The organism is Kitasatospora sp. NPDC056531, assembly GCF_042794375.1.
In the GTDB taxonomy this organism is placed as follows: Bacteria; Actinomycetota; Actinomycetes; order Streptomycetales; family Streptomycetaceae; genus Kitasatospora.
Map to the genome: position 1 here is coordinate 30,138 of NZ_JBHTTU010000030.1, position 19,089 is coordinate 49,226.

17 protein-coding genes are annotated in these 19,089 nt (G+C 72.3%); 13 read left to right on the forward strand and 4 right to left on the reverse strand.

Annotated features, from left to right (window positions below; translation table 11 throughout):
• Positions 1–105: 105 nt before the first annotated feature.
• The 11 genes from ACFQ87_RS23935 to ACFQ87_RS23985 all read left to right on the forward strand — a co-directional run bounded on the left by ACFQ87_RS23935 (position 106) and on the right by ACFQ87_RS23985 (position 14,064).
• Positions 106–1,047 (forward strand): ABC transporter permease, encoded by a 942-nt coding sequence (locus ACFQ87_RS23935; RefSeq protein ID WP_380612829.1) that lies wholly within the window; start codon positions 106–108, stop codon positions 1,045–1,047.
• Positions 1,040–1,849 (forward strand): ABC transporter ATP-binding protein, encoded by an 810-nt coding sequence (locus tag ACFQ87_RS23940; RefSeq protein ID WP_380612830.1) that lies wholly within the window; start codon positions 1,040–1,042, stop codon positions 1,847–1,849. Before ACFQ87_RS23935 ends, ACFQ87_RS23940 begins: the two co-directional genes overlap by 8 nt.
• Before the next feature lie 302 nt (positions 1,850–2,151).
• Positions 2,152–3,099, forward strand: coding sequence for a squalene synthase HpnC (gene hpnC / locus ACFQ87_RS23945; RefSeq protein ID WP_380612831.1), 948 nt, complete (start codon positions 2,152–2,154; stop codon positions 3,097–3,099).
• A gap of 41 nt (positions 3,100–3,140) precedes the next feature.
• A complete protein-coding gene (hpnD, locus tag ACFQ87_RS23950; protein ID WP_380612884.1) occupies positions 3,141–3,998 on the forward strand; it encodes a presqualene diphosphate synthase HpnD in 858 nt (285 codons plus the stop codon).
• A gap of 154 nt (positions 3,999–4,152) precedes the next feature.
• A complete protein-coding gene (gene hpnE, locus ACFQ87_RS23955; RefSeq protein WP_380612832.1) occupies positions 4,153–5,580 on the forward strand; it encodes a hydroxysqualene dehydroxylase HpnE in 1,428 nt (475 codons plus the stop codon).
• A gap of 182 nt (positions 5,581–5,762) precedes the next feature.
• Entirely contained in the window at positions 5,763–6,851 is a 1,089-nt protein-coding gene (locus ACFQ87_RS23960) for a polyprenyl synthetase family protein (protein ID WP_380612885.1), read from the forward strand.
• 7 nt (positions 6,852–6,858) lie between these two features.
• Positions 6,859–8,955, forward strand: coding sequence for a squalene--hopene cyclase (gene shc / locus ACFQ87_RS23965; RefSeq protein WP_380612833.1), 2,097 nt, complete (start codon positions 6,859–6,861; stop codon positions 8,953–8,955).
• Positions 8,952–9,632, forward strand: coding sequence for a 1-hydroxy-2-methyl-2-butenyl 4-diphosphate reductase (locus ACFQ87_RS23970; protein WP_380612834.1), 681 nt, complete (start codon positions 8,952–8,954; stop codon positions 9,630–9,632). The genes shc and ACFQ87_RS23970 overlap by 4 nt, the downstream gene beginning before the upstream one ends.
• A 2-nt stretch (positions 9,633–9,634) precedes the next feature.
• Positions 9,635–10,663: an adenosyl-hopene transferase HpnH gene (hpnH, locus tag ACFQ87_RS23975; RefSeq protein ID WP_380612835.1), complete on the forward strand. Its 1,029-nt coding sequence runs from the start codon at positions 9,635–9,637 to the stop codon at positions 10,661–10,663.
• 100 nt (positions 10,664–10,763) lie between these two features.
• A complete protein-coding gene (gene dxs, locus ACFQ87_RS23980; RefSeq protein WP_380612836.1) occupies positions 10,764–12,674 on the forward strand; it encodes a 1-deoxy-D-xylulose-5-phosphate synthase in 1,911 nt (636 codons plus the stop codon).
• On the forward strand, positions 12,664–14,064 hold the full coding sequence (locus ACFQ87_RS23985) for an aspartate aminotransferase family protein (protein WP_380612837.1): 1,401 nt from the start codon (positions 12,664–12,666) through the stop codon (positions 14,062–14,064). Before dxs ends, ACFQ87_RS23985 begins: the two co-directional genes overlap by 11 nt.
• A gap of 68 nt (positions 14,065–14,132) precedes the next feature.
• Here the strand turns inward: ACFQ87_RS23985 and ACFQ87_RS23990 are convergent, their stop codons facing one another.
• Entirely contained in the window at positions 14,133–14,405 is a 273-nt protein-coding gene (locus ACFQ87_RS23990) for a DUF6343 family protein (RefSeq protein WP_380612838.1), read from the reverse strand.
• 79 nt (positions 14,406–14,484) lie between these two features.
• Here ACFQ87_RS23990 and ACFQ87_RS23995 point away from each other — a divergent pair, with 79 nt between their 5' ends.
• Positions 14,485–14,703, forward strand: a complete 219-nt coding sequence (locus tag ACFQ87_RS23995; protein ID WP_380612839.1) for an I78 family peptidase inhibitor — start codon at positions 14,485–14,487, stop codon at positions 14,701–14,703.
• 90 nt (positions 14,704–14,793) lie between these two features.
• Here ACFQ87_RS23995 and ACFQ87_RS24000 read toward each other — a convergent pair whose 3' ends face one another.
• Positions 14,794–15,441 carry a phosphatase PAP2 family protein gene (locus tag ACFQ87_RS24000; RefSeq protein WP_380612840.1) on the reverse strand — a complete coding sequence of 216 codons (648 nt, stop codon included), beginning with the start codon at positions 15,439–15,441 and terminating at the stop codon, positions 14,794–14,796.
• Between the two features lie 370 nt (positions 15,442–15,811).
• Positions 15,812–16,579, reverse strand: coding sequence for a 3-oxoacyl-ACP reductase FabG (gene fabG, locus ACFQ87_RS24005; RefSeq protein WP_380612841.1), 768 nt, complete (start codon positions 16,577–16,579; stop codon positions 15,812–15,814).
• Positions 16,580–16,951: 372 nt separating this feature from the next.
• On the opposite strand from fabG, the gene ACFQ87_RS24010 reads away from it, so the two are divergent.
• A complete protein-coding gene (locus tag ACFQ87_RS24010) occupies positions 16,952–17,848 on the forward strand; it encodes a MarR family winged helix-turn-helix transcriptional regulator (RefSeq protein ID WP_380612842.1) in 897 nt (298 codons plus the stop codon).
• Between the two features lie 195 nt (positions 17,849–18,043).
• On the opposite strand, the gene ACFQ87_RS24015 is transcribed toward ACFQ87_RS24010, so the two are convergent.
• Positions 18,044–18,907 (reverse strand): aldo/keto reductase, encoded by an 864-nt coding sequence (locus ACFQ87_RS24015; RefSeq protein ID WP_380612843.1) that lies wholly within the window; start codon positions 18,905–18,907, stop codon positions 18,044–18,046.
• Positions 18,908–19,089 lie beyond the last annotated feature (182 nt).

Genomic DNA, 19,089 nt, shown 5'->3' on the forward strand with positions numbered 1-19,089 from the left:
CACACCGGCCGGAATCCCCCGTGATCCCAGTGGATCCCCATCGGCGCAAGGCCGGCGGACCCCCGCCGACCGGCCGCCCCGACCGATCCCGCGTGAAGGACGAATGTGTCGACAGTGAGTGAACCCGTCAGCCTCTCAGCCCCCAGGGGGGCGGACGCGGGCCTGACCCCCAAGCAGCTTGCGGACAAGTACGGTCTGTCGGTGAGCGGCGCCCGGCCGGGCCTGTTCTCCTACACCAAGCAGCTCTGGGCCCGGCGCCACTTCGTCTGGGCCTTCGCCACCGCTCGCCTGGTGGCCCAGTACACCGACGCCAAGCTGGGCCAGCTCTGGCAGGTCGTGACCCCGCTGCTCAACTGTGGTGTGTTCTACCTGGTCTTCGGCGTCATCCTGAAGAGCAAGGACAACTTCCCGCCGAACACCTACATCGCCTGGCTCTGCATCGGCGTCTTCATCTTCCAGTTCACCCAGAACGCGGTGCAGTCCGGCACCCGGGCGATCTCGGACAACCTCGGCCTGATCCGCGCGCTGCACTTCCCGCGCGCCAGCCTGCCGATCGCCTTCACCGTGATCCAGCTCCAGCAGCTGCTGATCTCGATGATCGTGCTGGTCATCACCGTGCTGGCGGCCGGCATCACCCCCGGCAAGACCTGGCTGCTGATCCTTCCGGCGCTGTTCCTGCAGACCCTGTTCAACACCGGCGTCTCGCTGATCTTCGCCCGGATCGGTTCCAAGACCAGCGACATCTCGCAGCTGATCCCGTTCGTGATGCGCGCCTGGATGTTCCTGTCCGGCGTGATGTTCAGCATCCAGGACAAGGTCTCGTCCTGGCCGCACTACATCCAGACGATCATGGCCCTCAACCCGGCCTCGGTCTACATGGACCTGCTCCGGCACGCCTTCGCGCCGATCATCTACAACAAGCACCTGCCCGCGCACCAGACCATCCCGCCGCACCAGTGGACGTACGGTCTGGCCTGGGGCGTCGGCATGTTCGTCATCGGATACGTCTTCTTCTGGAAGGCCGAGGAGGAGTACGGCCGTGGCTGACACCGACCTGAGCAAGCGCGACGCCGTCCCGGCCGCGAACGTGGCCCGCGAGCCCACCGTCGTCGTCGACGACGTGCACATCGTCTACAAGGTGCACGGCGCCGGTTCCGGCAAGGGCAGCGCCACCTCGGCGCTGAGCCGCATCGTCAGCCGCAAGCGCGCCGCCGGCGTTCGCGAGGTGCACGCGGTCAAGGGCATCAGCTTCACCGCGTACAAGGGCGAGGCGGTCGGCCTGATCGGCTCCAACGGCTCCGGCAAGTCGACCATGCTGGCTGCCATCGCGGGCCTGCTGCCGACCGAGAAGGGCGGCATCTACACCAACGGCCAGCCCTCGCTGCTGGGCGTCAACGCGGCCCTGATGAACGAGCTCACCGGTGAGCGCAACGTCATCCTGGGCTGCCTGGCGATGGGGATGTCCCCGGCCGACGTGCGGGCGCGCTACCAGGACATCGTCGACTTCTCCGGGATCAACGACAAGGGCGACTTCATCTCCCTGCCGATGCGCACCTACTCCTCCGGCATGGGCGCCCGGCTGCGCTTCTCGATCGCCGCCGCCAAGACCCACGACGTGCTGCTGATCGACGAGGCGCTGGCCACCGGTGACCAGGCCTTCCAGCAGCGCAGCAAGAAGCGCATCGACGAGCTGCGCGGGTCCGCCGGTACGGTCTTCCTGGTCAGCCACGACAACAACTCGATCCGCGAGGTCTGCGAGCGGACCATCTGGATCGAGGCCGGCGAGCTGGTCATGGACGGCCCGACCGAGGAGGTCGTCGGCCGCTACGAGCGCGGCGAGCGCCCGTAAGCCCCGGCTTCGAAAGCCGCTGGCTCCCGAGGGCCGGCCCCGGAATGCTCCGGGGCCGGCCCTTCGGCATGCGGCCACCGGTACCCCGGGTGGCCCGCCGCCGCGGGGGTGAGCGCCCCCGTGCGCGGGCGGGGCGCTCTTCTCGGGCGCGGCCCGTGGTGTCAGGCTGTAGGCGCGGGGGTGGTGTGTCGTGCGTGACGCCCGCGTTCGGACGCGTGTCCGAGTCGGACCGGTGATACCCGGCGGTGTAGAACGGGGGAGTGACTGCAGTGTCGGCTTCGGCCCAGCCCAGAGATACGCCGGTGAACCCCTCCGTGGGACAGACCCTGGAGAAGGCGGGTGCGGAGAACTTCCCGGTCGCCCCGTTCTTCGTGCCCGCGGCCTGGCGGGACGACCTGATGAGGGTCTACGGCTTCGCCCGGCTGGTCGACGACGCCGGCGACGGTGACCTGGCCGACCCGGCCGCCACCGCCACCCTGCTCGGGATCGAGCAGCGGCCCCCCGCCACCCCTTCGGACCAGTCCGGCCCGCCGAGCCCGGCGGAGGTCGCCTTCCGGCTCGCCCTGCTCGACGGACTGGAGCACGACCTCGATCGGGTCTTCGAGACCGCCCTGCGCCCCGGCGGCGCCGACCGGCCCCGCCACCCGCTGATGCAGGCGCTGGTCCCGCTGGTCGACCGGCGCGCCCTCACCCCCGAGCCGTTCCGCCGTCTGATCGAGGCCAACCGGGTGGACCAGACCACCGCCCGCTACGCCACCTACGACGACCTGATCGGCTACTGCACCCTCTCCGCCGACCCGGTGGGCCGCCTGGTGCTGGCCATCGCGGGCGTCTCCACCCCCGAGCGGCTCGCGCTGTCGGACGCCGTCTGCAGCGGCCTCCAGGTGGTCGAGCACCTGCAGGACGTCGCCGAGGACCTCTCACACGGCCGCATCTACCTCCCCACCGAGGACCTCGAGCGCTTCGGCGTCACCGAGGCCGACCTCGCCGCCCCCAGCGCGAACGGGGCGGTGCGGGAACTGATCGCCTTCGAGGCCGAACGGGCCCGCACCCTGCTCGACCGCGGCGCACCATTGGTAGGTACGGTTCGGGGGAGGCTTCGACTGCTCCTGGCGGGATTCACCGCCGGCGGCTACGCGGCCCTGGCTGCCGTCGAGGACGCCGGGTACGACGTACTCGCCCAGCAGGCGAAGCCGGACAAGCGCCGCCTCGCAGCGAAGGCGGCAGCCATCTTCGCGAAGGGAAGGTGAACGCCCGAGTGGCGGCATCACCACTGGCGTCGGCCCAGGTCATGGCGGCGTACCGGTACTGCGAGGCAGTCACCGGGATGCAGGCGCGCAACTTCAGCTACGGCATCCGGCTGTTGCCCGAGCCCAAGCGGCTGGCCATGTCGGCCCTGTACGCCCTGGCCCGCCGGGTGGACGACATCGGCGACGGCGACCTCCCGGACGACCGCAAGGCCGAGGCGCTGCTGCGCACCCGGGAACTGGTGGACGAGGTCCGCACCGGGGTGGTCGCCGAGGACGACACCGACCCGATCAAGGTGGCCCTGGCCGACGCGGCCCGGCGCTTCCCGATCCCGCTCGGCGGTTTCGACGAGCTGATCGACGGCGTCGAGATGGACCTCAAGGGCGCTGAGTACCAGACCTACGAGGAGCTGAAGGTCTACTGCCGCTGCGTGGCCGGCGCGATCGGCCGGCTCTCGCTGGGCGTGTACGGCTGCGACGACCCCGAGCTCGGGGCGCGGTACGCGGACACCCTGGGGCTTGCCCTGCAGCTGACCAACATCCTGCGCGACCTGCGTGAGGACGCCCTGAACGGCCGCACCTACCTGCCCGCCGAGGACCTGGTCCGGTTCGGCTGCGAGCAGGGCTTCGCGCTGCCCAAGCCGCCGGCCGGCGCCGACTTCACCGGCCTGGTGGCCTTCGAGGCCGCCCGCGCCCAGGCCGCCTTCGAGGAGGGCCTGCGGCTGCTGCCGATGCTCGACCGCCGCAGTCGCGCCTGCACCGCCGCGATGGCGGGGATCTACCACCGGCTGCTCGGCCGGATCGCCGCCGACCCGGAGTCGGTACTGCGCGGCCGGGTCTCGCTGCCGGGCTGGGAGAAGGCGTACGTCGCGCTTTCCGGGCTCGCCGGGGGGCGTTCTTGATTCTCGCCACAGTTCTGTCACGCTGTGTCAGCGGGGAATCACCGGATAGAGCCGTGCTGACCACGACCGTCTGGACCGCGGCAGCGCCGACCGCCAGCGTGCCGGCCACAGCGACCGCCGCCGCGCGGTCCAGCGACTTCGAGGGGGAGGTCCGATGACCGGGCGAGCCGATGCCGCGCGCCCGGCCGCCGTCGTGGTCGGCGGCGGCCTGGCCGGGATCACCGCCGCACTGCGGCTGGCCGAGGCCGGCCACGAGGTCACCCTCGCGGAGGGGCGGCCCCGGCTCGGGGGCCTGGCCTTCTCCTTCCAGCGCGGCGAACTGACCGTCGACAACGGCCAGCACGTCTACCTGCGCTGCTGCACCGCCTACCGCGGCCTGCTGGAGCGCCTCGGCGCCACCCGGATGACCCACCTGCAGGACCGGCTGGACGTCCCGGTGCTCTCCGCCACCGGTCCCGACGCGGCCCCGGTGCGCACCCTCGGCCGACTGCGCCGGGCCGGCCTGCCCGTCCCGCTGCACCTGGCCGGCAGCCTCGCCCGCTACCCGCACCTGTCGCCGGCCGACCGCGCCCGAGTGGTCCGCGGCGCGCTCGCCCTCAAGGGCCTGGACCTCGACGACCCGGCGCTGGACCGGCTCTCCTTCGGCGAGTGGCTGCGCCGCAACGGGCAGAACGCCGCCACCACGGCCGCGCTGTGGGACCTGGTCGGCGTCGCCACCCTGAACGCCCGGGCCGACCAGGTGTCGCTGGCGCTCGCCGCCAAGGTGTTCAAGACCGGTCTGCTCTCCGACCCCGGCGCCGCCGACATCGGCATCGCCGCCGTCCCGCTCGGCGTGATCCACCACGACCGGGCGCTCGCCGAACTGGAACGCGCCGGCGTGAAGGTGCTGCCGCGCGCCCGGGTCGCGGAACTCAAGCCGGCCGCGCCCCAGCACGCCGTCCGGCTGGAGGGCGGGGAACTGCTCGCCGCCGACACCGTCGTGCTGGCCGGCGCCCAGGACAGCGCGGCCGCCCTGCTGCCGCCGGGCGCCGTGCCCCAGCGGCTGGCCGACTTCGGCACCGCGCCGATCCTCAACGTGCACGTGGTCTACGACCGCAAGGTGCTGCGCCGGCCCTTCTTCGCCGCGCTCGACTCGCCGGTCCAGTGGGTCTTCGACCGCACCACCCACTCCGGCCTGGCCGGCACCTCGATCGGCCGAGCCCACCCGGGCGCCCAGTACCTGGCACTCTCGCAGTCCGCCGTCCAGGACGAGATCGACCTGCCGGTGGCCGAACTGCGCCGCCGCTACCTGCCCGAGCTGGCCCGGCTGCTGCCGGCCGCCGCCGGGGCCGAGGTGCTGGACTTCTTCGTCACCCGGGAGCGCACCGCAACCTTCGACGGCGCCCCGGGCACCGCCGCGCTGCGCCCGTCGGCCGCGACGGCCGTCCCCGGCCTGCTGCTGGCCGGCTCGTGGACGGCCACCGGCTGGCCCGCGACCATGGAGGGCGCCGTGCGCAGCGGCCACGCCGCCGCCGACGCCGCGCTCGCCGCGGCCGGCGTCCGGGTGCCGGTGGACCGGGGCGATGGGAGGTGGCCCAGGTGACGGCGGGCCCCTCGGCCGGAGAGCCCGCCAGAGCCGACGGGCGTACTGTCGGCCGCATCGGCCCGATCGGCCCGATCGGCCGTACCGACGCCGTTCGCTTCGGCACCACCATCGACACCAGCCGCACCGACAGCACCCGGCCGCCCCGCGCGGTCCGGCACCACGAGGGAGAGGGAACGCACGTGGAGTCACGCACCGGCTTCGCCGTCGGAGGCACGGCGCACGCCGAACCGGTCTCGGTGCCGGAGCTGCTCGCCCGCAGCCGTACGCTCTGTACCCCGCCGCTCCGGGCTGCCGTCGCCCGTTTGGCTGCACCGATGGACACCGTCGCGGCCTACCACTTCGGCTGGATCGACCGGGACGGCGTCCCGGTGGAGGGGGACGGCGGCAAGGCGGTGCGTCCGGCGCTGGCGCTGCTCTCAGCCCAGGCCACCGGTGCGGCGCCCGAGGTGGGTGTACCCGGTGGGGTCGCCGTTGAACTGGTGCACAACTTCTCCCTCCTTCATGATGATCTGATGGACGGTGACGAGACCCGGCGGCATCGGGCCACCGCCTGGACGGTCTTCGGACCGGCCCAGGCGATCCTGGTCGGCGACGCCCTGGCCACGCTCGGCACGGAGGTGTTGCTCGATGCCGCGGAGACCGGTGGCACGAGCCCCGCCGACGCCACGCGTGCCGTCCGGCTGCTCACCACCGCGACCCGCCGGCTGATCGACGGCCAGGCCATGGACGTCGCCTTCGAGCAGCGCGACAGCGTCACCGTCGCCGAGTGCCTGGAGATGGAGGGCGGCAAGACGGCGGCGCTGCTGGCCGCCGCCTCGGCGATCGGCGCGGTGCTGGCCGGGGCCGACGACAAGGTGTCCGACGCGCTCCAGCGCTACGGCCACCACCTGGGCCTCGCCTTCCAGGCGGTGGACGACCTGCTCGGCATCTGGGGCGCCACCGAGGTCACCGGCAAGCCGCACTGGGGAGACCTGCGCCAGCGCAAGAAGTCCCTGCCGGTCGCCGCCGCACTGGCCGAGGGCGGTCGGGCCTCGCGCCGGCTGGCTGAGGAGCTGGCGGACCCGAAGGGCCGGGGCCTGGAGAGCGAGCCCGAGCTCGCCGTCCGGGCCGCGCTGATCGAGGAGGCCGGCGGCCGGGCCTGGACCCAGGAGGAGGCCCGCCGCCAGCACACGACTGCCCTCGCCGCCCTGGACGAGGTGCCCATGTCCGACGTGGTGCGCGAGCACTTCGTCGCACTCGCCGAATTCGTGGTGGTACGAGAGAGGTGACGTTACGTTGACAGCAACCGCGGACGGCCGGCTCGACCCTGAGTACGATTCCGAGCCGGTCGCGGTGGGCGACCGCCCCCCGACCCTGCTGGGTGCGGGGCGGTGGCAGCCCGAGGACACCGACCAGCTCCGGCCGGCCGGTGAGGCGGAACTCCGGCCCGCCGACGCGCGCGAGGCCCTGGCGCGCGCGACCACCCACCTGCTCTCGCTGCAGTCCTCCGAGGGCTGGTGGAAGGGCGATCTGGAGACCAACGTCACCATGGACGCCGAGGACTTACTGCTCCGCCAGTTCCTGGGCATCAGGACCGAGGAGCAGACCCGGGCCACCGCCGAGTGGATCCGCTCGCAGCAGCGGGAGGACGGCACCTGGGCCACCTTCCACGGAGGACCGCCCGAGCTCTCCACCACGGTCGAGGCGTACGTCGCCCTCAAGCTCGCCGGTGACGACCCGAACGCCCCGCACATGCTGGCCGCCGCGCGCTACGTCCGCTCCGCCGGGGGCATCGCGGCCGCCCGGGTGTTCACCCGGATCTGGCTCGCGCTCTTCGGCTGGTGGCCCTGGGAACGGCTGCCGGAGATGCCGCCGGAGATCATCTTCCTGCCCAAGTGGCTGCCGCTGAACATCTACGCCTTCGGCTGCTGGGCCCGCCAGACCATCGTCCCGCTGACCGTCGTCTCGGCCCACCGCCCGGTCCGTCCGGCCCCCTTCCAGCTCACCGAGCTGCACACCGACCCGGACCACCCGTACCCCGACCGGCCGCTCGCCCCCGCCACCAGCTGGGACGGCCTGTTCGAGCGCCTCGACAAGGCGCTGCACGCCTACCACCGCCGGGCCTTCCGGCCGCTGCGCCGGCTCGCCGTCTCCCAGGCCTGCCGCTGGATCGTCGAGCGGCAGGAGGCCGACGGCTGCTGGGGCGGCATCCAGCCCCCGGCCGTCTACTCGCTGATCGCCCTGCACCTGGAGGGCTACGAGCTGGAGCACCCGGTGATGAAGGCCGGGCTCGCCTCCTTCGACCGCTTCACCGTGCACACCGAGGACGGCATGCGCTGGATGGAGGCCTGCCAGTCCCCGGTCTGGGACACCTGCCTGGCCACCATCGCGCTGGTCGACGCCGGGGTGCCGGCCGACCACCCGGCGCTGGTCTCCGCCGTCGACTGGATGCTCGGTGAGGAGATCCGCAAGCGCGGCGACTGGTCCGTCCAGCGGCCCGGGCTGCCGGCCGGCGGTTGGGCCTTCGAGTTCGAGAACGACACCTACCCCGACATCGACGACACCGCCGAGGTGGTGCTCGCACTGCGCCGGGTAGCCCACCCCGACCAGGCCAAGGTCGACGCGGCGGTGGACCGGGGCGTGCTCTGGAACCTCGGCATGCAGTCCAAGAACGGCGCCTGGGGCGCCTTCGACGTCGACAACACCAGCCTGCTGCCCAACAAGCTGCCGTTCTGCGACTTCGGCGAGGTGGTCGACCCGCCGTCCGCCGACGTCACCGCCCACGTGGTGGAGATGCTCGCCGAGACCGGCCGGGCCCGGGACCCGCGGACACGGCGCGGCATCGAGTGGCTGCTGCGCAACCAGGAGGCGGACGGCTCCTGGTTCGGCCGCTGGGGCACCAACTACATCTACGGCACCGGCTCGGTGCTGCCCGCCCTGGTCGCGGCCGGCGTCCCGGACGAGCACCCGGCGATCCGCCGGGCGGTGCGCTGGCTGGAGGACCGGCAGAACGCCGACGGCGGCTGGGGCGAGGACATGCGCTCCTACGACGACCCGGAACGCTGGGCCGGGAGGGGCGACTCCACCGCCTCGCAGACCGCGTGGGCGCTGATGGCGCTGCTCGCGGCCGGTGAGGGCCCGGAAGGCCGGCCCAACCCGTCGGTGGAGCGCGGCGTGGACTGGCTGGTGCGCACCCAGCTGCCCGAAGGCACCTGGGACGAACCGCAGTTCACCGGCACCGGGTTTCCGTGGGACTTCTCCATCAACTACCACCTGTACCGGCTGGTCTTCCCGGTCACCGCGCTCGGCCGCTACCTCAACGGCGCGCCGACGGCCGATCCGGACGGTGGGGCGAAGCCGAGCGGTACCCCGGCGATCGGGGCGGCGCGGTGACCACCGCCCCCCTGCTGGTGCTCTGCGCACTGGGCCCCGAGGTCTGGGCCCTGCGCGGCGGTGACTGGCGCGGCGCCGCCGGCGGCCCCCCGGTGCTGGTGCGCACCGGGGTCGGCCGGCGGCGCGCCGGGCTGGCCGTCCGACGGGTGCTCAGCTCCGCCCCGGGCGGCTACGGGGCCGTCGTGGTGGCCGGATTCGGCGCCGCCGTCGGCCCGGGCGTGGCGTCGGGCGACGTGGTGGCCGCCGACGGCGTGCGCGACGCCGAGGGCCACCTGTACCCGGTCGACTCCGGACCGGAGCTGGCCCGGGCGCTCAAGGGGCACGGGCTGACCGCGCACACCGGGGTGCACCACACCGCCGACCACGTGGTGCGGGGTATCGAGCGGCGCGCGCTGCACCTGCAGGGCGCGCTCGCCGTCGACATGGAGGCCGCCGCCGTCCTGTCCGCGCTGCGGGAGGTGCGCGCGGCGCTGCCCGTCGCCGTCCTGCGGGTGGTGGTGGACACCCCCGAGCACGAGCTGCTGCGGCCCGGCACCCTGCCCGCCGGGGTGCGCGCCTGGCGGACCCTGCGGGCGACGGTACCCGCCCTGGTCGACTGGTACCGACAGGAGCCCGGGACCGGCTCCGCAGACCTGAACCACCCCACATCCTCGACGCTCCCCCAGGAGGCGAGCTAGCCATGGCCATGCCGTTGCGCCAGACCGTGCGGGTCGGCACCTACCTGCTGCAGCAGAAGCTGTTCAAGCGCCGGGACAAGTTCCCGCTGATCGTCGAGCTGGAACCGCTGTTCGCGTGCAACCTCGCCTGCGAGGGCTGCGGCAAGATCCAGCACCCGGCGGGCGTCCTCAAGCAGCGGATGCCCGTCGCGCAGGCGGTCGGCGCGGTCCTGGAGTCGGGTGCCCCGATGGTCTCGATCGCCGGCGGCGAGCCGCTGATGCACCCGCAGATCGACGAGATCGTCCGACAACTGGTCGAGCACCGCAAGTACGTCTTCCTCTGCACCAACGCGCTGCTGCTGCGCAAGAAGATCGACAAGTTCAAGCCCTCGCCGTACTTCACCTTCGCCGTGCACATCGACGGCCTGCGCGAGCGGCACGACGAGTCGGTGGCCAAGGAGGGCACCTTCGACGAGGCGGTGGCCGCGATCAAGGAGGCCAAGCGGCGCGGCTTCCGGGTCACCACCAACAGCACCTTCTTCAACACCGACACCGCGCAGACGGTCATCGACGTACTCGACTACCTCAACGACGAGTTGAAGGTGGACGAGATGATGATCTCCCCGGCCTACGCCTACGAGAAGGCCCCCGACCAGGAGCACTTCCTCGGCGTCGAGCAGACCCGCGAGCTGTTCCGCAAGGCCTTCGCCGGCGGCAACCGCCGGCGCTGGCGACTCAACCACAGCCCGCTCTTCCTGGACTTCCTGGAGGGCAAGGCCGACTTCGAGTGCACCCCTTGGGGCATCCCCAACTACTCGCTGTTCGGCTGGCAGCGGCCCTGCTACCTGATGGCCGACGGCTACGTGCCGACCTACCGCGAGCTGGTCGAGAAGACCGACTGGAGCAAGTACGGCCGCGGAAAGGACCCGCGCTGCGAGAACTGCATGGCCCACTGCGGCTACGAGCCGACCGCCGTCCTCGCGACCATGGGCTCGCTCCAGCAGTCGCTGCGCGCCATCACCGAGACCGTCAGCGCCAACCGCGGGCACTGAGCCCGGTCGTGCTCAGCCCGGCCCGGGCCGCGGCGCCCGGGCCGGCCCGCCCCCTCGGGCGGAGTCACCACCGCACCGCATCGAGTCGTGAGGTGTACCCGTGTCACTGCTCTCCCGCGTCACATCCCCGGCCGAGCTGCGCAAGCTGCCCGCGTCCGAACTCCCGCTGCTCGCCGACGAGATCCGCGCCTTCCTGATCGACGCCGTCACCCGCACCGGCGGCCACCTCGGGCCCAACCTCGGCGTGGTGGAGCTGACCATCGCGCTGCACCGGGTCTTCGACTCGCCGTACGACCGGATCGTCTTCGACACCGGGCACCAGAGCTACGTCCACAAGCTGCTCACCGGCCGCCAGGACTTCTCGAAGCTGCGGACGAAGGGCGGGCTGTCCGGCTACCCCTCGCGGGCCGAGTCCGAACACGACCTGGTCGAGAACTCGCACGCCTCCACCGCGCTCTCCTACGCCGACGGGCTGGCCAAGGCCGCCCAACTGCTCGGCCAGCACGACCGGCACACCGTCGCGGTGATCGGCGACGGCGCGCTCACCGGCGGGCTCGCCTGGGAGGCGCTCAACAACATCGCCGAGGCGCGCGACCGGCCGCTGGTCATCGTCGTCAACGACAACGAGCGCTCCTACGCCAAGACCATCGGCGGCCTGGCCAACCACCTGGCCACCCTGCGCACCACCCAGGGCTACGAGCGCTTCCTCGCCCTCGGCAAGGAGGCGCTGCAGCGCACCCCGCTGGTCGGCCAGCCGATCTTCGACGCTCTGCACGGCGCCAAGAAGGGGTTCAAGGACGCCTTCGCGCCGCAGGGCATGTTCGAGGACCTCGGGCTCAAGTACCTCGGGCCGATCGACGGCCACGACCTGGGAGCGGTCGAACAGGCGCTGCGCCAGGCCCGCAACTTCGGCGGCCCGGTCATCGTGCACTGCCTGACCGTCAAGGGGCGCGGCTACCTGCCGGCCGAGCAGGACGAGGCCGACCGCTTCCACGCCGTCAACCCGATCGACCCGTACACCTGCCTGCCGATCTCGCCCAGCGCCGGGGTCTCCTGGACCTCCGTGTTCGGCGCGGAACTGGTCGAGCTCGGCGCCGAGCGGCCCGAGCTGGTGGCGATCACCGCCGCGATGCTCCAGCCGGTCGGGCTGGGACCGTTCGCCAAGGCCTACCCGGACCGGACCTTCGACGTCGGGATCGCCGAGCAGCACGCCGTCACCAGCGCGGCGGGCCTGGCCACCGGCGGGCTGCACCCGGTGGTCGCGGTGTACGCGACCTTCCTCAACCGGGCCTTCGACCAGGTGCTGATGGACGTCGCCCTGCACCGGCTGGGCGTCACCTTCGTGCTCGACCGCTCCGGGGTGACCGGGCCGGACGGTGCCTCGCACAACGGCATGTGGGACATGTCGATCCTCCAGGTCGTCCCCGGACTGCGGCTGGCCGCGCCGCGCGACGCCGACCAGCTGCGGGCCCAGCTGCGCGAGGCCGTCGCGGTCGAGGACGCCCCCACCGTGGTGCGCTTCCCCAAGGGGAACGTCGGGCCCGCCGTCGCGGCGATCGAGCGGATCGGCGGGACGGACGTGCTGCTGCGCACCGGCGCGGTGCCGGAGATCCTGCTGGTCGCCGTCGGCGCCACCGCCTCGGCCTGCCTGGACGCCGCCCGGCTGCTGCTCGCCGAGGGCTTCACCGCGACCGTGGTCGACCCGCGCTGGGTCAAGCCGGTGGACCCGGCGCTGCCCGAACTCGCCGCCGCCCACCGGCTCGTGGTCACCGTCGAGGACAACGGTCGGACCGGCGGCGTCGGTTCGGTCGTCTCCCAGGCGCTGCGCGACGCCGACGTGGACGTCCCGGTGCGGGTGCTGGGCCTGCCGCAGGAGTTCCTCGGCCACGCGGAGCGCGGGGAGATCCTGGAGGTGACCGGCCTGACCGGCACCGGGGTCGCGGCCCAGACCGCTGTCTTCGCCAAGAACCTGCTACCGACCCGAGGAGCGAATCCGCGCCATGCCGGTTGACCCAGGCCGCCCCGCCTTCGACCTCGCCGCCCTCGTCGCCGAACGCGGCGGTGAGCGCTACGAGCTGCACAGCCGCTACCTCAACCCGCAGCTGCCGCGGATGCTCCACACCATCGGCTTCGACAAGTACTACGAGCGCGCCGAAGGCCAGTACTTCTACGACGCCGAGGGCAATGAGTACCTCGACATGCTGGCCGGCTTCGGCATCTTCGCGCTCGGCCGCCACCACCCGGTGGTGCGTTCGGCGATCCAGCAGGTGATGGACCTGGACCTGCCGGACCTGGTCCGCTTCGACTGCTCGCCGCTGCCCGGACTGCTGGCCGAGCGACTGCTGTCGTACGCGCCGGGGCTGGACCGGGTGTTCTTCGGCAACAGCGGCACCGAGGCGGTGGAGACCGCACTCAAGTTCGCCCGGTACGCCACCGGGCGCAAGCGGATCCTCTACGCCGACCACGCCTTCCACGGGCTGACCACCGGCTCGCTCTCGGTCAACGGGGAGAGCGGCTTCCGCAAGGGCTTCGACCCGCTGCTGCCGGACACCGCCATCCCGCTCGGCGACATCGGCGCGCTGGCCAAGGAGTTGAAGCGCGGCGACGTCGCGGCGCTGATCGTCGAGCCGATCCAGGGCAAGGGGGTCCAGGCGCCGCCGCCCGGCTGGCTGCGTGCCGCCCAGGCGCTGCTGCACGAGCACAGGGCGCTGCTGATCTGCGACGAGGTGCAGACCGGGATCGGCCGCACCGGCGAGTTCTTCGCCTACCAGAGCGAGGAGGGCGTGCTGCCCGACCTGGTGTGCGTCGCCAAGGCGCTCTCCGGCGGGTACGTGCCGGTCGGGGCGACGCTCGGCAAGGGCTGGATCTTCGAGAAGGTGTACTCCTCGATGGACCGGGTGCTGGTGCACTCGGCCAGCTTCGGGTCCAACGCCCAGGCGATGGCGGCGGGGCTGGCGACCCTGGAGGTGATGCGCGACGAGAAGGTGGTGGAGAACTCCCGGCAGGTCGGCGACCGGTTCCGCGAGCGGCTGGCCGCGCTGGCCGACAAGTACGAGCTGCTCGCCGAGGTGCGCGGCCGCGGGCTGATGATCGGCATCGAGTTCGGCCGGCCCAAGTCGCTGAAGCTGCGCACCGGTTGGACCGCCCTGCAAGCCGCGCGCAAGGGGCTGTTCGCGCAGATGGTGGTCGTCCCGCTGCTGCAGCGGCACCGGATCCTGACCCAGGTGTCCGGAGACCACCTGGAAGTGATCAAGCTGATCCCGCCGCTGATCATCACCGATCGGGACGTGGACCGGTTCGTGGACGCCTTCACCGAGATCATGGATGAGGCGCACCGGGGGAACGGCCTGATGTGGGACTTCGGGCGCACGCTGGTGAAGCAGGCGGTCGGCAACCGCTGACGGCCCGTCCCCGTGCCGGGAGTGGGCAGTCGGCCGGGCCGGCTGCCCACTCCGTGGGAGACACCGCGTCAGAGCTCGGTCCGGCGGCGCCGGATGACCACCACGAGATCGACGGCGGCGAACAGGGTGATCAGGCCGAGGGCGACGGCGAATCCGGTGAGGGTGCCCCGGCTGGGAGCGCCGTTGACGGGGGAGAGGGCCGCCCAGACGGCGAAGCCCACGGTGCTCAGCGCGAACAGCGGGGTGAAGGTGAGCGAGAGCAGGTACCGGAGCTTGAGGTCGCTGCGGGCGGTGGACGGCTCGGTTCCGCTGCGCCACCGTCGTGGGGCCGTGGTGCGCATGGCCAATCACCTCCGGGCCGCGCGGGTTGGGGGCTACGATTCCAGCGTACGTCCTAGGGGGCGAGCCGGGGGAGGCGTGATGACGGGGTCGGACAGCGCGGGGGCGGGCGCGATGGGGGAGGACGCCGAGGGGTACGCGGGGCTGCGGATCGAGCGCGCCCGGGAGTTGGCCCGGCGGCACGGCTGGGCCTCGGTCCGGGTGCTGGAACCCGGGCAGATGATCACCATGGAGTACCGGGAGGGGCGGCTCAACCTCGCGGTGCGGGACGGTGTGGTCGAGCGCAGCTGGGAGGGGTAGCGCCTCCGGCGGGTAGGGCGTGCGGGGTTCGGTGTGCGTGGGTTCGGGCGTGCGGGGTTCGGGTGTGTGCGGGCCGGGCGGCCGTCGGGCTCAGCGGGCGAACCGGCGGTGGAGGCGTTGTTCGGTGGCGGCGACCAGCGGTTCCAGCAGCGGCAGTGAGAGCAGCACCAGCAGTCCGGCGGCCCAGCCGGCCAGCACGTCGCTGACCCAGTGGGTGCCCAGGTAGACCGTGGTCAGGCCGATCGAACAGGCGGTGGCGGCGGCGATCAGCGCGCCGGTGCGCCGCCAGCGGACCGCGAGGTACGCGAGCACGCCCCAGGTGACCACGGCGTTGGCGGTGTGCCCGGAGGGGAAGATGGTGCCGCCGGAGAAGAGCTCGGGCGAGCCGACGTACTGGGCGTAGTGCGGCCCGAGCCGGCCGGTGACGATCTTGACGGCGCCGACCGTGATGTTGAGCAGCAGCAGCGCGACGCCCATGACCAGCAGCGGGCGCAGCCGTCCGAGGCGGTGGGCGCGCCAGGTGAGCCAGACGAAGGCGGCGATGGCGCTGGGCCCGCGCTGCCCGGCGACCACCCAGGTGGCGAGCAGCGGCTCCAGGCTGGGCCACCGGTCGTAGGGGCGGAGCAGGCGGACCGACCAGTCGAGGTCGACCAGGTCGGTGTTGAGCAGGACTCCGGCCAGCACCAGCAGGTAGACGCCGCAGGTGGCGGCGAGCAGGGCGGCCCGGCGGCGGCTCATCGGGGGCCAGTCGAGCTCGCCGCGACGGGGGGCCACCCCTTCGGGGACGCGGTCGGGACTCCGGAGTTCCCGGTGGTCGGCGGTGCGGCGTTCCGACTCCTGTCGCGGAATGCGGGCTGCGGTACTTCTGGATTGCACGGGGCGACCTTACCCATCCGGCCGGGGCTATTTCGGAGGGAATTGTCATCTTCGCGCGAAATCGACAATTGGGGCGTCGACGAGGTGGCCCGGGGAGTGATTTCCAGCATTTCGGGATCGAAAACCAGTGTGGTCTTCGAATGATTCTCCAAAAGCCCCGGTAAAGAAAACGAAGCGGGAGGCCGGTCTGCCCGGCCTCCCGCCCCGTGGTAACCCTGTGTAGGTTCCGTGCTCAGTCGAGGGGGCCGCCCGCCACGTAGATCACCTGCCCGGAGACGAAGCCGGCGCCCTCGCTGGCAAGGAACGAGATGGTGTGGGCGACATCCTCGGGCTCGCCGACCCGCTGGACCGGGATCTGAGAGGCCGCGGCCCGCTTGAAGTCTTCGAAGTCCATGCCGACCCGGGCCGCGGTGGCTGCTGTCATGTCCGTGGCGATGAAGCCGGGGGCGACCGCGTTGGCGGTGATGCCGAACTTGCCCAGCTCAATGGCCAAAGTCTTGGTGAAGCCTTGGAGCCCGGCCTTGGCCGCGGAGTAGTTGGCCTGGCCGCGGTTGCCCTGGGCCGACGAGGAGGACAGGTTGACGATGCGCCCGAAGCCGGCGTCGACCATGTGCTTCTGTACTGCGCGGGTCATCAGGAAGGCGCCGCGCAGGTGGACGTTCATGACCGTGTCCCAGTCGGACTCGGACATCTTGAAGAGGAGGTTGTCGCGGAGCACGCCCGCGTTGTTGACCAGTACGACCGGGGTGCCGAGCTCGGCGACCACGCGGTCGACGGCCGCCTGGACCTGCTCGGCGTCCGAGACGTCGGCGCCGACGGCCAGCGCCCGGCCGCCGGCGGCGGTGATCCGGTCGACGGTGTCCTTGCCGGCGGTCTCGTCCAGGTCCAGGACGGCGACCGCGTAGCCGTCGGCGGCCAGCCGGACGGCGGTGGCGGCGCCCAGGCCGCGGGCGGCGCCGGTGACGACGGCGACCCGGGTGGCGGTGCTCTGCTCGGTCATGCGCGCTCTCGTCTCTCTCGGGGTGCCTCCGGGGGAGTGCCCCCGGGGAGGGTGCCCACACCCTACCGGCGGGTAGGGAGTGCGGCCAGGAGGGAGAGGCGCAGGTGACGGTCGGTAAGGACCGACCGGTCGGCTTTCTACTGAGAACGGGTTACCGCAAGGGCTTGGCGGCGCGTAAATATGCCAATGTTGCCGAACCTGCGTCTACTATCCGCCCCTGCCTGCCAGCAAGGGCCCGCCGTTTGTATAGTGTCCGCCAGCAGCCACCGGCTGCACGGCTGGAGCGCCCTCCCTCATAGCTGGACGCCCACTCGCCGTTACTGCCCCACCCGGGTGTCCCACACACACCGGGTGTGACATCGGGACGGATACATGGTGCTGGGGGAGATCCCGACAACCCGCGTGTCGGCGCGACTGCAGCAGTCGCCCGGACACCTCATTCGCGTTGCGCAGCAGGTTCACACCCGGCTGTGGTCCGAGCACGTCGGAGCCGATCTCACGGCTCCGCAGTTCGCGGTCCTGCTGGTGCTCGCCCTCGAGCCGGGCGCGGACCAGCGCACGGTCGGCGAGCGCGCCTCGCTCGACAAGGCCACGATGGCCGAGATGGTCGCGCGGCTGGTCCGCCGCGGCCTCGTGCTGCGAAGGCGCGACCCGGCCGACGGCCGGCGCAAGCTGCTCGCGCTCTCGCAGAGCGGTGCCCAGGCGGTGCGCGAGGCCACCGGTGGTGTGGTCCGCGTGCAGCGGGTGCTGTTCGAGCCGCTCACCCCGGACGAGCAGGTCGAGGTCGTCCGGGTGATGGCCAAGATAGCCAGGCTGGAGCCCGCCGCGGTCGCCGTGTTCTCGGACGCGCGGCCGATACTGGACGCCCAGCGGGCGATCGGCTACCTGATCAGGGTCGGCCAGCAGGTGCACACCAAGCTCTGGTCGGAGCACGTCGGCGCGGAGCTGACGGCCCCGCAGTACGCCGTGCTGGACGCGCTGGAGCTGGAGCCGGGCGCGGACCAGCGCACGGTCGGCGAGCTGGCCTCGCTGGACAAGGCCACGATGGCCGAGATGGTCAGCCGGCTGGTGCGCCGCGGTCTGGTGCAGCGTCGGCGCGACCCCTCGGACGGTCGCCGCAACCTGCTCTCGCTCTCGCCGGCGGGCCAGGACCTGCTGCACCGCTCGGCCGCCGGGGTGGCCGAGGTTCAGCGGCTGCTGCTCGCGCCGCTGGCGGAGGAGGAACACGAGGCCGCGCTCGCGCTCATCGCCAAGGCCGCCAGGCTCTAGGCAAAGCCTCAGTAAGCCCAGCCAAAACGATTCGCCAAGGCATCTGAGATCCGCGGCCGTCGGTGAATCCGGGCACGCCGAAGTACCGCCCCTCCCCGGTCGGGATGGGCGGTACTTCGATATGACTGGCTGTCGGCCAGTGTTCTCCCTGACGGGGACGCGGCGCCGTGGCTGCCGGCGCCCCCGCGCCGGGCGTCAGTTCCAGTCGAACCCCTGCGGGTCCGGGCCGATCCGCTTGCCGGTGGCGACGGCGGCGATCGCCGTGAGGTCCTCGGCGTCCAGCTCGAAGCCGGTGACGTCCAGGTTCTCCCGGATGCGGGACGGGGTGACCGACTTCGGGATGGCGATCACGCCGCTCTGCAGGTGCCAGCGGAGCACCACCTGCGCGACCGTACGGCCGTGCTTCTCGGCGATCTTCACCAGCGCCGGCTCGGCCAGCAGCTCACCGCCCTGGCCCAGCGGGCTCCACGCCTCGGTGGCGATGCCGTGCCGGGCGTGGAAGGCGCGCAGCTCCTCCTGCGGGAAGTACGGGTGCAGCTCGACCTGGTTCAGCACCGGGACGACCGAGGCCTCGTCCAGCACCCGGGTCAGCTGCTCGGTGCCGAAGTTGGAGACGCCGATCGACTTGACCCGGCCGTCCGCCTTCAGCTGCTCCAGCGCCTTCCAGACGTTCAGGTAGCTGCCGTGCATCGGGCGCGGCCAGTGGATCAGGTACAGGTCGATGTAGTCGAGGCCGAGCTTGGCCAGCGAGGCGTCGAACTCGCGCAGCACCGCGTCCCGGCCCTGCTCGCCCGACCAGTCCCGGGTGCCCGAGTTCCACAGCTTGGTGGTGATGTAGAGGTCCTCGCGAGCGACGCCGCCCGCCAGGGCCTCGGCGATCGCCGCGCCGGTGCCGGCCTCGTTCTCGTAGATCGCCGCGGTGTCGATGGAGCGGTAGCCCGCCTCGATCGCGGTGCGGACGGCGGCGGTGGCCTCGCCGTCCGGGACCTGCCACACGCCGAAGCCGAGCTGCGGGATGGAAGCGCCGTCGTTCAGGGTGACGCTGGGGATGTTGCTCACGGGAAGGGGTGCCCTCTCCTGGTGGTTGCTGGTTCCAGTGGGGCCAACTGGCGCCCCGAGGCGATTGTTCCCGCCGGTCGGGCGAATCCTTGGCGAAGCTTTACGACGGCGTGGCGTGCGCCCGGGCCGTCCGCGGCGGGCGGCGGCCGCGCCGGTGCCGGGCCGTCAGGCGGCCGTTGGCG

Excerpts from the sequence above, each read along its gene's own strand:
- ACFQ87_RS24010 (WP_380612842.1), top strand. The coding sequence starts at position 16,952 with ATGGTGCTGGGGGAGATCCCGACAACCCGCGTGTCGGCGCGACTGCAG.
- hpnE (WP_380612832.1), top strand. The coding sequence starts at position 4,153 with ATGACCGGGCGAGCCGATGCCGCGCGCCCGGCCGCCGTCGTGGTCGGC.
- ACFQ87_RS23985 (WP_380612837.1), top strand. The coding sequence starts at position 12,664 with ATGCCGGTTGACCCAGGCCGCCCCGCCTTCGACCTCGCCGCCCTCGTC.
- ACFQ87_RS23995 (WP_380612839.1), top strand. The coding sequence starts at position 14,485 with ATGACGGGGTCGGACAGCGCGGGGGCGGGCGCGATGGGGGAGGACGCC.
- hpnH (WP_380612835.1), top strand. The coding sequence starts at position 9,635 with ATGGCCATGCCGTTGCGCCAGACCGTGCGGGTCGGCACCTACCTGCTG.
- fabG (WP_380612841.1), bottom strand. The coding sequence starts at position 16,579 with ATGACCGAGCAGAGCACCGCCACCCGGGTCGCCGTCGTCACCGGCGCC.
- hpnD (WP_380612884.1), top strand. The coding sequence starts at position 3,141 with ATGGCGGCGTACCGGTACTGCGAGGCAGTCACCGGGATGCAGGCGCGC.
- ACFQ87_RS24000 (WP_380612840.1), bottom strand. The coding sequence starts at position 15,441 with ATGAGCCGCCGCCGGGCCGCCCTGCTCGCCGCCACCTGCGGCGTCTAC.
- ACFQ87_RS23990 (WP_380612838.1), bottom strand. The coding sequence starts at position 14,405 with ATGCGCACCACGGCCCCACGACGGTGGCGCAGCGGAACCGAGCCGTCC.